Source organism: Pseudomonas sp. F220, assembly GCF_057813935.1.
This window is the reverse complement of sequence record NZ_JBVASJ010000063.1, coordinates 1-14,382: the sequence shown is the minus strand read 5'-3', so window position 1 is coordinate 14,382 and position 14,382 is coordinate 1. Positions and strand designations below refer to the sequence as shown.

Sequence of the window (14,382 nt, the reverse complement as noted above, 5' to 3'; positions counted from 1 at the left end):
GCGCAGTGTTTCGCGCACGCCCATCGCGCACCTGACCTGCGTGAAGCCCTGCCCCAGTAAGGTTTCACGCAGTAATTTCACGCACCTGGAGTGCGCGAAATGCTCACCCGGTCAGGTACGCAAAGCACTGGTACGCAGACTGGTACGCACGAAATGATGCTTTACGGAGCAGCCAGAACCACAAACCAGGCCATTCACCTGTTATCAACAGGTGATGGTTGCCAGGCGTTGGTTTCCACTGAGGTTTCCACGGTATTGCAGTGTTTTTCACTGGCCGAACGCCGGTTTGCGAAAACATCCCATGGATGAGGCCAAATGACCCGCCAATGGGGTCGAATGACGTGTTTGCGAAATAACCCCATGAATGAAGATCATTCTGCGAAAACCAACCCCATGAATGAGACGTGTCAACCGTTTGGATGTCAGGTTTTGTCAGGTTTATGTGTGTCGAAAACGACACTCTGTGTAGAAATCAACACGCTTTACCGAGCACTCCAAGGTGATGGGGTATGCCTATGCCTGCCGACCATTACTTTGACCACGCTTTGACGGAATGTGAGACAGACATGAGACGAAACCCGCGCCGGGCGGGCGTCATAGGGTTATTCCATGCGGGCGCCGTCAAACAAGCAGCCTTTGGCGTCTTACACCCCAGACAGACCCTAGACGGATATTTGACAGGCATTAGACGGATTGCCAGACGACCATTCGCCAGCGACTGGCTGGACGCCTTGATCTGAAAGGGTTGGAGAGGATTTAGCTAGGTAGCAGCGAGTGCGGCCCGTCAAAAATTCTCGGCGGGCTCGTCAAGAGAGTTTTGTCAGTGGTGGCGGGCGTGGTCATCATAACCATGCCCCTAGCGCGGCGGGCGTCAATATGCGGAAAGCCCGCAGACTAGCCGGAAACCCTGAGCGTCGAAATTACCAGTTCGGGTAGTCTCGACTGATATTGGTAGTCTCGCCCACCCTGCAGCGCAGGCCGGAACAGGTGACAGGACTAGCCAAGCCGGCGAGTCGAGCCGCTGACTGGCTACCGGGATCACGACAGCTATCAGATAATAGAGTGTCCCTTGAAGTCCGTTTTTCGGATATCAAACGCCAGAGGATCGCCCCATGTCCGTTATCGACTGCGACTACCTGCCCGCCGACAAGGTGGTGTTTCCGCCAGAGCTTGCGCTGCTGATCGTGAGGAAGGCTGCCGCCATGGCCGAAGCATTCGAGAGCCAGGCGCTCGACCAGCTCACCAGAGACGCACGGCGTGCACTTGCCCAAGGTGCGGAACCTAGGCGAGTCATAAGGGAAATGCGTCTGTAATCGGCTTTGGTGGACTACCGGGATTTCAGTAGTTTTCAGCATCGGCTTGCCATCACAACGGAATCGCGAAATAGCACGGAGATCACATGAAAGCCGATGACGACTGTTACAAGCTGTACGAGAAGATCTATTTTTTCGAGGCTGACCGAAAAGAAAAGCTTATTGCCCGCCTGAATCTGCCACTAGCGATGCTGGTAGCGCTCTCCAGCTTTTTGTCCTACTTATTGGGTAAAGCGCCCCCATCCACACACACTGCCGGCGTGTTCTTCTGGATATTTTTCCTCTGGTGTGCGATCTGTGTCTGGATTGGAATTTTTCACTTTGCACAGGCGTGGCGGATTCGGAACGCCGATCTGTCCATACCGACGACGACGAAACTGGAAGCTCACCGCCAGGAGTTACTCGCCTACTACGGAGAGGGTGGCGAGGAGTTAGCAAATAGTTTCTTTTTCCAAACAATGGCCGATTACTACGTGATGGGTGCCACTAAAAATTCGCTCAATAATGACGAGCGAGCCGCAGAGCTCGACCTTCTGTCCAAGTTTGTTATCTGGTCTATCGTCCTCGCGATTCTCTCGTTCGTCCCCTTCTACCTCTACAATAATCCCTGAGCTCATAAATATGACCGACCAGAAGCCACCGCCACCAGCTCCGCCACCAATGCGCAATATCAAAAGTGATGTTCCGCTGCCAAGGCGAGACCCGCCCTCGCGCCCAGTGCCGCCACCACCATCGCCGAAAAGAGCTTAGGCGACCGACTATGATCAGAGATTAGGTATCCCCCTCTTTATGTGAATGACGAGTTTGCGAAACAACGTCATTGAGCCGAGCCAATAGCCGACGACTGCCCCGAAAAAGGATGGTGGGAATACCTCAGTGTGGCGTTATTGCCACGTCTGCCTCGGGTATTCGCCTGATCAAATCGGCGAGCTGTTTGGCCAGCCGGTCAGCACGACCCTTTTCCCGCTCAGCCTTCAGCAGCGCCACCTCCAATGCCTGATCAACCTCGGTCAGTTGGTCGACTCGCTTTTCTAACGTGATCTCCAAATCCTCTAGTGCTCGCTGGGCCTGCCGGAGTTCAACCACCTGCCGATCCAGCGCCGCCTGCCGCGCATGAAGTGCCTCACTGGCTGAGTGTTGAAGCTTGTCCTGTATGGCCGACGTCTTGGCCCTCAGCAACAACGCCTTGTAGTTGGGGGTCTGTATGCCGATAGCAGCAGCGGCCATGTCTGATCGTTCAATAACCGGCTCAGCAGCGGCGAGTGCCTGGTAATACTGGCTGACCTTCTGATGGGTGGCTTTCGATCCCTCGATGCCGCGCAACAAACCGAACGGCTTCCCGCACCAATGATGGAAGTCGGTCTGCATCTTGCGCAGCTTGGCGGCACCGCCGAGGAAATCACGCGCAGACAGTCTCCCGTCCTTGGTCAGCGGCACGACGTACGCGACAAGGTGGGGCGTCCTCTCGTCCAGGTGAACGGTGGCGCTGACAATGTTCTCGCCGCCGTGTCGCGCCTTCAGCCAGGCTATGGCCCGGTCAAAGTAGCCGCCTGTGTCGGGCATAGTCCCGCCGTGACGGGTGAATGCCTCGGGGCTCGCGGTGATCAGATATTCAATGCAGAGCACCGCACCCTTACGCCGGCGTTCAGGCAGCTTGGCCAACACCGCATTGGCAAGACCGGCAGCACTCGACGCGCCCACGTGCATGTTGGTCGCGCCATTGGAGTTCGGTGTGGGCATCTCTCGAAAGGTGTGTCGACCCGAACCAATAATCCCGGCGACTGACTTCAGCTTTTTTGTTCTTAGTATCGTGTAAGGCATGGCAGCCTCCCCCGTGCTGAGTGTTCTCATCTTCAGCGTGCGGGTGGAGCAAAGGCCGGCGCAAGTCACCCCAAGCGCAGCTTGTGTACTCACTACACAAACTGCGTTTGTTGTTCGCTTCCTGCGGAAGAAAAGCGGTGTCAGCGCGCCGCCCATACCACGAAAGTTTCGTAGTAGTGTCGACTCAATTACCCAGGCCTAACCCAGCCAGTTATTCCGACAGCTCATTTGATCTGACTCGGACAGACCGATCTGTCTCACTGAGACCAAAACGGCTCACTCTGTAATGACGAGTCAAAAACGCGAACTTTGTGTGGGTGACTGGCCAACGGTTAAAGTCTCGGCAACCACCGTTACGGAGACACCCTGGGCGAGAGGGGGGAAAACGACCGAAGGAGGGGCAGCAAACGAAAAAGTGAGTAGATTTGTGAGTAGATAAAATCAACTACAAATGACAAACCCAGCAAATACAAGCCATACAGCCAATGGTTCGATTCCGTCTCTGCACCACTAATTAGTTTCAGGTGGTGCCAAACCCACCCGAAAGTCCACAAAAAGCCCGCCTAGTGCGGGTTTTTTGTTATCCACGATTTCCCACACCTACCTTGCCAGCCCAAAGTTTTGGGGGCAGAGTTAGGGGCAAGACCGGTTCGGCCTTCTCGCTTGCCCCTACGATGGTGCCCTATGCCCCGCAAAGTCACGCCCCTGACCGATCCGCGATCAAGGCCGCAAAGCCCCGGGAGAAGCCCTACAAGCTCTCCGATGGCGAAGGCCTATACCTGGAAATAATGCCCATCAGCTCCAAGCTGTGGCGACTCAAGTACCGCCACCTCGGCAAAGAAAACCGACTGGCGCTTGGCTCGTACCCCGACGTAACGTTGATGCAGGCCCGCAAGAAGCGATCAGAGGCCCGGCAACTGATGGCCGATGGCAAAGACCCAGGCGCGGCCCGACAAGCGGCAAGGCAGGCGCAGAAGGTCGAGGGGCTGACATTCGAGACGCTGGCGCGGGAGTGGTTTGCCTACAACGCGCCACGCTGGGCAGAGAGCACGACCTACAAGGCCAAGCTTTACCTGGAGAACGACCTGATCCCCGGTATCGGTGCTCGCCCACTGAAAAGCATCACCCGGCCCGATCTGGTGGAGCTGGTGCGCAAGGTCGAGGCCAGGGGGACGCTTAACGCTGCCGGGAAGATCCGCCAATGGCTGCACCAGATATTCCGCTACGGGTTGGCGAAGGGCGTAGTCGATAGCAACCCCGCCACCGATCTGGACGTGGTAGCCGCTCCCGCGAAAGCGCCCCGCCACCACCCACACGTCGCCTTGTCCGAATTGCCCGAGCTGCTGGCGAAGTGCGACAGCGCCAACATCAACAAACTGACCCGCTACGCCATTCGCCTCCTGGTGCTGACCGCCGTGCGACCTGGTGAACTGCGAGCTGCACCGTGGGCCGAGTTCGATCTGGACGCCGCCACCTGGACAATCCCCAAGGAGCGGATGAAGGCCCGCCGCCCGCACGCTGTACCACTGCCGAGCCAGGCTGTAGAGATACTGCGCCAACTCCAGCCGATTACCGGCGAGTACCCGCTGGTGTTCGCTGGCCAGCAAAACACCGAACGCCCCATGAGCGAGAACACGATCAACAAGGCATTGCGCCTAATGGGTTACGAGAACCGTCAGACCGGCCACGGCTTCCGCCATCTGCTGTCCACCGAGCTGAATGGGCGCGGGCACAACAAGGACTGGATCGAGCGGCAACTGGCCCATGGCGATTCCGATGGCATCCGCGACACTTACAACCACGCCAACTACCTGGAGCAGCGCCGGGGAATGATGCAGGCCTGGGCTGACTCAATCGACGCGCTGTGTGCTGGCGCGAATGTGGTGAGCATCAAGCGCAAAGCGTAATAAGTTTTGGCTGGCCTAGCTCGACGGAGCGAAAAGCGGACTTCCCAACCGCCTGACCAACCAATCTATCTAATAGTGGGAGCGCCTGGGAGGGCGAATCAATGGACGCTAACACAAGAGAAAAAACAGCTACTTTTAAAAAGTTTATCGGCCCAGTTAACGAAGCCAGACGCCTCTTCTCAGAAATCAGGGAGGATGGAGACGATGTGACTTTTGAGCAATTGCACAAATTATCACTACTGACATTAACCGCCGCTCCTGACGAATGGAAAATGCCAACAGCTACTATTTTTAGCCAGGGCCTTGATGAGCTTGAAAAGCTGTCAACCAACAATCCCTCATTGAGTAAAGAAATTCGTCACGCTGGATTATTGCTTGTGCTTGGCGCCTTTCAAGTTGGCACGCTGCCTGCGGGATTTCGTATGGATCGCGAACAAAAAATGATTACCCCTCTTATGGCCAAAAACAATGCCAAAAGCGAAATCATTGCCCGAGCCAAAAAGATGGCAAGTGAACAATGGAAACTTGATACAGATAAGAAAATTAAAACTGGTGCAATGGCAGATATGGTTTGGAGCCTATTAATAGACGCTGGCCTTTCCGAACACCTACCAGACAATGTTGCACGAATAAGAACATGGATCAGGGATGTAGCCCCCGAATACGCTAAAGCGAAAGGTCGCCCGAAAAACGCTTCACGTAACGGATAACAGTATTTACGCCAGGGATAACGATTTATCCGCAGCGCTCACCAAATTTATTTACCGCCCATCAACCAGCAGCATTGCCATCGTCGATTACCTAAACCGCCCCAGGAGGCGCAGACGATGGCAAACGCTACCAACACCACCCCACCAACTCGCCGGTTCATCAAGCGTCAGGAAGTAGAGTCGATCACCGGCCTTTCCTGCACTGAGATTTACCGCCGCGTCGCTGCTGACAACTTCCCCAAGCAAGTCACCCTCGGCCCCAAGTGTGTCGTCTGGATCGAGGCTGAGGTTTTGGCCTGGTGTGATGCACGTATCGCTGAAAGCCGTGGTGAATGCGCATGAATCATTCCCATGCACTCCCAACACTTGCCATACGGCCACAGCACGACTACAGTCCTGTTGTCGCTGCAAATTCAGCGACCGACCTTGGCGGGTCGAACACTACACGGCGCAACAGCGCCCCCATTACGATTGCAGGCGCTTTTTTTGTGCCCGCGATCACGCTTCATGGCGGGTTGCGCAGGAGCACCTTCGGGTGCGCCGGTTTCCGTGTGTACCGGTCCGCCAATCCTGTGCAACTCGCCACCCTTTCCTGCTTGGCGGCAGACAGCGGTGGCTCCAATACACCCGGAGCTCCACCCATGGATATCTTCGCTCTCAGTCCGTCCGACATTCAGCACAAGATCGAGCGTCACCGCGCCCGTGCCATTTCCAGCTCAGCACCAAGTCTTCTCTCAAAGTTCGCCACGAGCGTTACAACGCCGAGATGGCCCGTGCCCGTTTCTATGAAGCGATGTTGAAGGGGGCCAAATAATGACTCAGCCCACTGCTACCACCATTGCCAATGATGCTGTCGACCAACTGCGAGTTGCTCGCGACTATATGGCATGGTTTGACTCTTTGAGTTATGCAATCAGCGACTCGATTAAAAAGGGTCACGAGCATCACGCGGAGCGCTTGGCAGGCGTTGTTCAACGCTTGGCCGGCGACTACCACGGCATCCTTGATTGTGAAGTTGAAACCCTCAATAGCCAGCTCGAAACTCTCGAACTGAGGAACTAACCATGACGAATTTTCAACAGCGCTCTCCAGCGCTGACGGGATCACTCGGCCTGGAGAAAGTGATTGAGCCTGTCGCCCGCCACTTGTTGGGCGAACCGAACGCGGCATTGAGCAAGGCCAACGAACTGCGATATGGCACCAACGGCTCGCTGGCGGTGGACCTGGATAAAGGTGTGTGGCACTCGCATGAGACCAACCAGGGCGGCGGCGTTCTGGACCTGGTCGAAAGGGAAACCGGGCTCAGTGTTCGCGCCGAGCAAATGGCCTGGCTGGAAAAGAACGGATTGAGGGAGGCGACTTCAACCCCGCGTCTGGCTGCTGATGGTCCGCCAGTCAAACGAAAGGAGGTCGCGCAATACAGCTACGTCGACGAAAACGGCGTCCTGCTGTTCCAGGTGGTCCGCTTCGAACCGAAAGACTTTCGTCAGCGCTGCCCAGTGGGTGATCGCTGGTCCTGGTCAGTGAAGGGCGTGCGCAAGGTGCCCTATCGCCTGCCCGACCTGCTGGCGGCGGTGGACGCGACTGTCTATCTCGTCGAGGGCGAAAAAGATGTTGATCACCTGATGCCACTAGGCCTGATAGCGACCTGCAATGCCGGTGGCGCCGGGAAGTGGTCCGCCGAGCTGTCGGAGTTCTTCCGGGAGCGTCGAGTGGTCATTCTACCGGACAACGATGAGCCAGGTCGAAAGCACGCGGCGAAGGTGTCCGCCGCACTTACGGCGGTTGGGGCGATGGTGCGGGTCATTCACCTGCCGGGCCTGCCAGAAAAAGGCGATGTGTCGAACTGGCTGGACGCGGGCGGAACGGTCGAAAAGCTCCAGGAGTTGCTGGAGTTACCAGAAGTCGCTGTCGAGGGTGACACGCCGACAGTTGATCCCGATGAAGATGAGGAACGGCAGAGTCAGGCGTCCTTGCTGGTCAAGTACGTTGAGCAGCGGTTTGAGCTGTTCCACGATCAGAACAAGGACGTGTACGCCCGTGACATGAAGTCGGGCGAGGTGCGCAATCTGGCCTCGCGTCAGTTTCGTGACTGCCTGCTGGCGGGGTTTTATCAGGACACCGGAAAAGCCCCTCGGGACCAGTCATTGCGTGAGGCATTGGGCACTCTGGCGGGGCTGGGCCGCTTTCACGGTGAGAGTCTGGACATTCACCTGCGAACCGCTGGCGCGAACGGGGAATACTTCCTTGACCTGGCCGTGCCTGGCAGTAGCCGAGCGGTTCGAATCACCCCGGCAACGTGGGAGATCGTCGAATCACCGCCGGCGATGTTCGTTCGACCGGAATCTATGCAGCCGTTGCCCGACCCGGTGGCGGGTGGATCAATCGAACCACTTTGGCGTGTGGCCAACATCCCGCACGGCTCCCGGCTGATGGCCTTGTCCTGGCTGATTGAGTGCCTACGCCCTGACACGCCGTATCCGTTGCTTGAGCTGCTGGGTGAGCAGGGTAGCGCCAAGAGTACGACCCAGATTGCACTGCGCCGGTTGATTGATCCGAACGCCTGTGACCTACGGGGCGCGCCGAAGTCGGTAGAGGATATTTTCGTCTCTGCTGGCGCGTGCTGCCTGGTCAGTTACGAGAACGTCAGTCACTTGCCCGGGCCGATGCAGGATGCTTTGTGCGTGTTGGCGACGGGGGGCGGATTCGCTAAGCGCAAGCTGTACAGCGACACCGAGGAGAGCGTGGTGTCCGTCAAGCGCCCCATTGTCCTCAACGGTATCAGCGCCTCAGTCACGGCGCAGGATCTGGTGGACCGGGCCGTCAGTATCGAGACCCCAGTTATTACCGAGCGCCTGGAAGTCACCGACCTATGGCGGGCGTATGAGGTCGAGCGGCCCAAGCTGTTAGGCGCTCTTCTCGACATCACGGCCAGGGCGCTGGAGCTGCTGCCACAGATGAGCATTCCCGCCGATGAACGTCCGCGTCTGGTCGAGTTCGCCCGCCTGGGCATGGCCGTCGCCAAAGCAGTTGGGCAACTGCCGGAAGACTTCCTTGATGAGTTCAACGCCTGCCGTCAAGAGAGTCTGGCCCGCACCATCGATGCCAGTCCGGTCGCTGCTGGCGTGGTGGACATGATCGAGTCGCGTCCGTATGGCATGACCGCCCCTGCGAAAGAGATCCTGTTGACCCTGGAGCAGTTCCGCCCGACGGGCTGTGATTCTTGGCCGCGCTCGCCAAAGGGGTTGGGTGATGCCCTGCGTCGAGCGGCACCAGCACTTCGACAGATGGATATTGATTGCCGGTGCCTGGGCAAGATCGGCAGTACCGTTAAGTGGGAGATAAAAAGAAAGTTACCGACCCAATGTCGTGCAAGTCGTGATGTCGTGCAAAACGATCAAAAAACGATCAATCAGCACGACATCACGACATGCACGACTTCGGAGCCGGAAGTATCTTTTTCGGATGACGATCAGGAGGCGTTCTGATGGGCGCCATCGATTACCTAAAAGACCACGGTTTCGCTGCCAAGGTGAAGGGCAATCGCCTGATCGTCTCCCCAGCGAGCCAGCTCACACCGGACGTTCGCAAGTACATCAAAGCGCATCGGCTGGAGCTGATAGCCGAGGTCGCCGCCAACGATGGTCATACCCGTCAGTGCGCATGGACGGTGCTGCTGCCAGGGCGACAGCCGTTCGTGATGATCAGCCCTGACCCCATTACTCACACCGAAGCCTTGGCCGATGTTCGCGGTCGCTGGCCGAACGCTGACCTCAAGTGACATGCCGATGAGACATGTCCAAGACACGCTCTAAAAGTGAATCGCTGCAAGCCTTTAACCATAGGGCTTGTAGCCAATATCTGCATCCACTCCCAAGGAGGAAACGATATGCCCAATGACTACAGCCGTCCGAAGCGAGCGCCATCCCCTCGCGAACTGGCCGCCATGATCACCCGCAACGCCAACCTCTTGGCCCGTCGATTTGAAGGCCAGGCCATCAACCAAAGGTTCGGAATGAAACAAGGGGTTTCAAGTTGAGCAAACCGAAACAGGGGGTTTCAAACGATCAGCGCCAGCAGGTGATCGACTTGCGCCGTCTTCACTCATTCCGAGACGTGTCCAAAATTACCGGCGTTCCCTTGGGCACGGTGAAAACCATCGTCAGTCGATCCGGTGCCTTTCGAGACAACGAGGCACACCGGGCGCTGTTCACCTTGCCACCGATACAACTGAGCGCAGAACAGCGCCCAGCCGTGCAAGAGCTACCATCGCAGCAAGCTGTGACGAGTGATAAGGAAGTGGACGCCCTGCTGTGGCTCCGTGAGGTGATCAGCACCGGCCACCCCGGCCACATAGAGGTGGCAATGGAAGCGTCCAAGCGCATCAATACACCGTTCAAGCAGCTTGAGGAACGGTATCGGGACTGGCTCAGGATGAAGCACCCCAACAACATGTTCGCCGCCCTGTCGTCGTTCGACCTGGGCAACCTTGAGAGCTTGGCCAAGTCGTCCGTGGAGAAGCTGCGTAAGCAGTCAGAAACCCGGGCGCAGTTTGGCGACCAGCTATTCAGCCTGACCGACGCCGAGGTGTTTTGCGTGACGGCGCTCGACGGTCTGGAGCCAGTCGGTATAGGGGACTTTGACAAGGCCGAGATTGCCGCCCGCTTCAAGGCCAGGCCGGACCTGATGCCCAATACCTTGAACGACTGCCTGTATGAGCTGGATTACTGGCATCAGCTCTATTGGCTACGCAATTCGATGGAGCGTTACGGCGGCGACCCGGCGCACGAAGCATCAGCCCGCGACTGGTTTGTGTTTGAGTTGCTGGCGGAGATCCGGCCACGCAACAAGGATGAGGCAAAGGCGGTACTGCGCTACCTGGCAATGAGTGACCGGGGCGACTTCCGAAAGGACGTGGATCGGATCATGGATAACCTGCTGGGGTGACTCGCGTGGCGATAGGAATCCCCTAGGGAGGGGGGGGTAGGTCTGGGTCCCTCCTAGAGCTTTTGACATCGAGGGCATTGCGCACCGCGTTGTTTCGCCAGCTAAAAAATTTTGAAATTTGGGTAACAGGTAACAGAGGTGAACCAATGAATCAGTCAGATTTTGCCAAGCTTCACGGCGTCTCAAGAAAAACCGTAACGCTCTGGAAGGCCCGTGGTTGGCTGGTTTCAGTGAAAGGTGTGATCGACGTGGACGCGTCAAACGCTCAAATCGAGCGCTATCGAAAGTCTGTTACCCATCCGAAAAAAACCGGCCAGGGTAACGGATTGGGTAACAAGGGTAACTCGTTACCTAAGTTGTTACCCGGTACGCCCGATAACGAAACGCCGGAGCAAACGGCAACGCGAATTCTTGGCACCGAAGGCGCCACCATGTCCCTGGATGAAGCCCGCCGCATGAAGGAAAACTACCTCGCCCTGCTCCACCAAATGGACTACGACCAGAAATCCGGCCTGGTTGTGCTGGTGTCGGATGTAGCCACAGCAGTCGGCAAAGAATACTCACAAGTGCGTACGCGCTTGCTGGCCATCCCCGCCGAGCAGGCCCCTCGCATTCACCGACTCAAGACGGTGACCGAGGTGCAAGACGTATTGCAGGAGCTAATAACGGACGCCCTTGAGGAGCTGACCAGCGACGGAGGTTGAGTTCGATAGTGAGTCGGTGTAGTGGCTCGTATTTATCGAACCCCAGGGAACGTGGATTGAGTCTGAGCTTCTACAGATGAGATCACCCTGGCTTACCTTTTCACGTTGCGGTTCTCTCCATCGTTTCGCGCTGCCGGATTGGCTTGCTTTCCAAATAATGTGAGCGGCGTCACTGGGTCACAACAAGCCCTCAACAGCCTCTGGTAGTTTGCCCTGCCTGCTGGCATGCTCTCGAAATCGTGTCACCCCATCAACGCATCCTCGCGACTCCGCAGTGCCGTTTTATGCCAGTGAAACCCTGAGGGCAAGGCCATCGCCTGCCACCTGTTGGGACATGCTCATGAAAAACGCTTCGACTCTTTCATTATCGTTTACGTATGTGCAGCCTAATACGACTGGCAAGATGCGTCGTGTAGCAGTGGCTTCCTCTCTGGGCAACGCTCTGGAGATATACGACTTTACGGTCTACAGTTTTTTCGCCGTAATTATCGGTCAGTTATTTTTCCCTGCCGACTCATCACTGGCATCCTTGATGATGTCATTGTCGACCTTTGCCATGGGCTTTCTCATCAGGCCACTGGGCGCCGTGTTGATTGGCCGATTCGCCGATCGTTATGGGCGCAAGCAGGCGTTGACCTTGACCATTGCCTTGATGACGATAGGGACAGGAATTATCGCGTTTACACCGACTTACTCCAGCATTGGGGGCTTCGCTATGGCACTGCTGGTTCTCGGGCGATTGCTTCAGGGGTTCTCTGCAGGCGGCGAAGTGGGTGCGGCTTCGGCCTTTTTGATGGAGTCCGGACGCACCGATAATCGTTGCTTCATGGTCTGCTGGCAGGGTGCAAGCCAAGGAGCTGCAGCGCTACTGGGAGCGCTGTCCGGGCTCGTGCTAACCACAATGTTGTCGGAACAGGCGCTACACAGTTGGGGGTGGCGAGTCCCCTTCATCATTGGATTGTTAATTGGCCCCGTAGGGTGGTACATCCGCAAACATTTGGATGAAACGCATGAAAATCGCGACAACCCTACGCTGCTTCGCTATTTCGTGCGCACCCATGCTCGTACCTTAGGTCTGGGTATTTTGATCATGGCAAGTTCAACGGTGACGTTCTACATGACTGTGTTTTACATGCCAACGTACCTGATCCGGACGTTGCATTACCCCAGCGGTGTTGCTTTTTTTCTGGTGGTGTTTGCCTGCATATTGCTCATTGTCATCCCGCCCTTGGCTTCGCGTTTCGCTGATCGGCTACCACGGCGTAAACCGCTATTGTATTGGTCGTGCGGCTTACAGGCGGTGCTGGCTTATCCTGCTTTTATGCTGCTAGATCAGCAAAGCACACTGCTCAGCTTGATGGCGGTATCGATACTGATGGCGCCAGTGGCCGTTAGTAGTGGTCCCGGGTTGACGTTGCTGATGGAAGCCTTCTCCCGCAACGAACGAGTGACCGGCGTATCAATCATCTACAGCTTTGGGGTGACCGTTTTTGGGGGGTTTTCTCCATTGGTGGTGACGTGGCTGATTGCGGAGACTGACAGCCCACTCGTTCCAGCCTGGTACCTATGTGGCGCTATTGTCGCGAGTGGCGTAGCACTGCGCCTCTATCCCGAACAGCCAGGACGCGCCTGAATCAGGGGCATCTGAGATACAGCCTCCAAAAACTTGGCAACGACCGAAGTTGCCCCCCCTAAATGGCAGTAGGCAAGGCCCTGACCTCACCGACGGAGGTAACATGGCACCTAGACCACATTGGATGTCAGCTTTAGCGATTCACTTAATTACGCCCCGTCGATAACGACGCCGCCACAGCAGCCTGCTCACAAACACCTGCCCGCGGCACCAGCTGGATATCCACCCGACGATTGGCCGCGCGCCCCGAAGCAGTAGCGTTATCGCCAATCGACTGGCTACCTGCGGCACCCTGCACGGCGAAGCAGCTGTCGGGAATATCGCCCATACGCTGCATCCAATTACGCACGGCCAAGGCGCGGGCATAGGACAGTTGAAGATTCTGCTGAGCATCTCCCGAGTTGTCGGTATGCCCAACAATAACGATCAACCAACCCGGCTGGGCCTTAATGTTGACCAAGGCCTTGATCAGCACTTTGGTCGAGCCCGGTTTGAGTTCGGCACTGCCAGCATCGAACAGTGACAGGCTGTCCAAACGTACCGGGTCGGGTGTTCGGTGTTCTTGCTGGGCCAGTTTCACCAGGCGTTTGTCTGGATCAGCCAACCAGTCCCGCCACAAAAAGCCACTGACCAGTGCGATGGTCGCAGCCACGGCAAACAGCCATTTGGCGATACGCCGCCGCTTGGTCTGCGGGGATGCCGTGGGCACTTCTGGCATAGGTCGAGCGGGCAAAATCATCACCGGCGTCGCAAACGCCGGTTCCGGTATTATCCGGGGTTGAGGCAGTGTTTCGCCCAAGTAAAGGTTTCGTTCCAGGCGTTGCAGCAGGCCGCACAGCTGATGACGTAGCGCCTGCAACATAACCAGGGGGATTTGTGTCTGACGCTCCAACTGTACGTTTAATCGCGTGAGTTCATTATCCAGATGCGTAAGGGCTGGCACCGTGCGTGGGCTTATCTCTTGGCTGCGCAGCAACGGCTGCAGTTGGGCGAACAACCAGGCCAAGATATCCAGGCGGACTGAGGCCATCGGCGGCCACACCCGTGACCATTCGTTGCAAAGTGCCTCAATCAGCGCCACCCCTTGCGCCATGCCTTCCAGACCATAGCGCTGGCTACGCGCCAGGGCATAGGAGACGGCGGTTTGCAGATCTGCTCCATTCTCGTGGAATAACGTCAGGCACAACTGCTCCACTTTGGCCCAGTCGACATCCGGGCACGCCGGATGAGTCAGTTTGGTCAGCTCGTCACGCAGTGCCGTAAACTCGCCAAAGTCGCGCGGGTCACCGCCGACTCGAATACGCATTTCAAATAACGCCGTCATCCAGCTTCCTTTCCTTTACGGGT

Annotated in this window: 14 protein-coding genes; 12 read left to right on the top strand and 2 right to left on the bottom strand. The window is 56.9% G+C overall.

What is annotated here, in order from left to right; translation table 11 throughout:
• Window positions 1-1,112: 1,112 nt before the first annotated feature.
• Both ACZYSM_RS28190 and ACZYSM_RS28185 read left to right on the top strand, forming a co-directional pair.
• Window positions 1,113-1,313 (top strand): hypothetical protein, encoded by a 201-nt coding sequence (locus tag ACZYSM_RS28190; protein WP_489076810.1) that lies wholly within the window; start codon window positions 1,113-1,115, stop codon window positions 1,311-1,313.
• Between the two features lie 86 nt (window positions 1,314-1,399).
• Window positions 1,400-1,924 carry a hypothetical protein gene (locus tag ACZYSM_RS28185; RefSeq protein ID WP_489076808.1) on the top strand — a complete coding sequence of 175 codons (525 nt, stop codon included), beginning with the start codon at window positions 1,400-1,402 and terminating at the stop codon, window positions 1,922-1,924.
• Window positions 1,925-2,186: 262 nt separating this feature from the next.
• On the opposite strand, the gene mobV is transcribed toward ACZYSM_RS28185, so the two are convergent.
• Window positions 2,187-3,134, bottom strand: a complete 948-nt coding sequence (mobV, locus tag ACZYSM_RS28180; protein WP_489076806.1) for a MobV family relaxase — start codon at window positions 3,132-3,134, stop codon at window positions 2,187-2,189.
• 674 nt (window positions 3,135-3,808) lie between these two features.
• Here mobV and ACZYSM_RS28175 point away from each other — a divergent pair.
• The 10 genes from ACZYSM_RS28175 (at window position 3,809) to ACZYSM_RS28130 (ending at window position 13,035) form a co-directional block, all read left to right on the top strand.
• On the top strand, window positions 3,809-5,041 hold the full coding sequence (locus tag ACZYSM_RS28175) for a tyrosine-type recombinase/integrase (RefSeq protein WP_489076804.1): 1,233 nt from the start codon (window positions 3,809-3,811) through the stop codon (window positions 5,039-5,041).
• 101 nt (window positions 5,042-5,142) lie between these two features.
• Window positions 5,143-5,751: a hypothetical protein gene (locus ACZYSM_RS28170; protein WP_489076802.1), complete on the top strand. Its 609-nt coding sequence runs from the start codon at window positions 5,143-5,145 to the stop codon at window positions 5,749-5,751.
• A gap of 117 nt (window positions 5,752-5,868) precedes the next feature.
• A complete protein-coding gene (locus ACZYSM_RS28165) occupies window positions 5,869-6,093 on the top strand; it encodes a helix-turn-helix transcriptional regulator (RefSeq protein WP_489076800.1) in 225 nt (74 codons plus the stop codon).
• A 471-nt stretch (window positions 6,094-6,564) separates the two neighbouring features.
• On the top strand, window positions 6,565-6,813 hold the full coding sequence (locus ACZYSM_RS28160; protein WP_489076798.1) for a hypothetical protein: 249 nt from the start codon (window positions 6,565-6,567) through the stop codon (window positions 6,811-6,813).
• Window positions 6,814-6,815: 2 nt separating this feature from the next.
• A complete protein-coding gene (locus ACZYSM_RS28155; protein ID WP_489076796.1) occupies window positions 6,816-9,239 on the top strand; it encodes a toprim domain-containing protein in 2,424 nt (807 codons plus the stop codon).
• Window positions 9,239-9,532 (top strand): hypothetical protein, encoded by a 294-nt coding sequence (locus ACZYSM_RS28150; protein ID WP_489076794.1) that lies wholly within the window; start codon window positions 9,239-9,241, stop codon window positions 9,530-9,532. The genes ACZYSM_RS28155 and ACZYSM_RS28150 overlap by 1 nt, the downstream gene beginning before the upstream one ends.
• Window positions 9,533-9,640: 108 nt before the next feature.
• Window positions 9,641-9,790 (top strand): hypothetical protein, encoded by a 150-nt coding sequence (locus ACZYSM_RS28145; protein ID WP_489076792.1) that lies wholly within the window; start codon window positions 9,641-9,643, stop codon window positions 9,788-9,790.
• Window positions 9,787-10,698: a hypothetical protein gene (locus ACZYSM_RS28140; protein ID WP_489076790.1), complete on the top strand. Its 912-nt coding sequence runs from the start codon at window positions 9,787-9,789 to the stop codon at window positions 10,696-10,698. Before ACZYSM_RS28145 ends, ACZYSM_RS28140 begins: the two co-directional genes overlap by 4 nt.
• Window positions 10,699-10,775: 77 nt before the next feature.
• Complete coding sequence (locus ACZYSM_RS28135; protein ID WP_489076788.1) at window positions 10,776-11,402, top strand: hypothetical protein; 627 nt, start codon at window positions 10,776-10,778, stop codon at window positions 11,400-11,402.
• A gap of 340 nt (window positions 11,403-11,742) precedes the next feature.
• Window positions 11,743-13,035, top strand: a complete 1,293-nt coding sequence (locus ACZYSM_RS28130) for an MFS transporter (protein ID WP_489076786.1) — start codon at window positions 11,743-11,745, stop codon at window positions 13,033-13,035.
• Between the two features lie 145 nt (window positions 13,036-13,180).
• On the opposite strand, the gene ACZYSM_RS28125 is transcribed toward ACZYSM_RS28130, so the two are convergent.
• Complete coding sequence (locus ACZYSM_RS28125; protein WP_489076784.1) at window positions 13,181-14,359, bottom strand: type VI secretion system ImpA family N-terminal domain-containing protein; 1,179 nt, start codon at window positions 14,357-14,359, stop codon at window positions 13,181-13,183.
• Window positions 14,360-14,382: the final 23 nt, after the last annotated feature.

Bases quoted from the DNA above. Each gene is read 5' to 3' on its own strand.
- ACZYSM_RS28190 (WP_489076810.1), top strand. From the start codon at position 1,113: ATGTCCGTTATCGACTGCGACTACCTGCCCGCCGACAAGGTGGTGTTT.
- ACZYSM_RS28185 (WP_489076808.1), top strand. From the start codon at position 1,400: ATGAAAGCCGATGACGACTGTTACAAGCTGTACGAGAAGATCTATTTT.
- mobV (WP_489076806.1), bottom strand. From the start codon at position 3,134: ATGCCTTACACGATACTAAGAACAAAAAAGCTGAAGTCAGTCGCCGGG.
- ACZYSM_RS28175 (WP_489076804.1), top strand. From the start codon at position 3,809: ATGGTGCCCTATGCCCCGCAAAGTCACGCCCCTGACCGATCCGCGATC.
- ACZYSM_RS28170 (WP_489076802.1), top strand. From the start codon at position 5,143: ATGGACGCTAACACAAGAGAAAAAACAGCTACTTTTAAAAAGTTTATC.
- ACZYSM_RS28165 (WP_489076800.1), top strand. From the start codon at position 5,869: ATGGCAAACGCTACCAACACCACCCCACCAACTCGCCGGTTCATCAAG.
- ACZYSM_RS28160 (WP_489076798.1), top strand. From the start codon at position 6,565: ATGACTCAGCCCACTGCTACCACCATTGCCAATGATGCTGTCGACCAA.
- ACZYSM_RS28155 (WP_489076796.1), top strand. From the start codon at position 6,816: ATGACGAATTTTCAACAGCGCTCTCCAGCGCTGACGGGATCACTCGGC.
- ACZYSM_RS28150 (WP_489076794.1), top strand. From the start codon at position 9,239: ATGGGCGCCATCGATTACCTAAAAGACCACGGTTTCGCTGCCAAGGTG.
- ACZYSM_RS28145 (WP_489076792.1), top strand. From the start codon at position 9,641: ATGCCCAATGACTACAGCCGTCCGAAGCGAGCGCCATCCCCTCGCGAA.
- ACZYSM_RS28130 (WP_489076786.1), top strand. From the start codon at position 11,743: ATGAAAAACGCTTCGACTCTTTCATTATCGTTTACGTATGTGCAGCCT.
- ACZYSM_RS28125 (WP_489076784.1), bottom strand. From the start codon at position 14,359: ATGACGGCGTTATTTGAAATGCGTATTCGAGTCGGCGGTGACCCGCGC.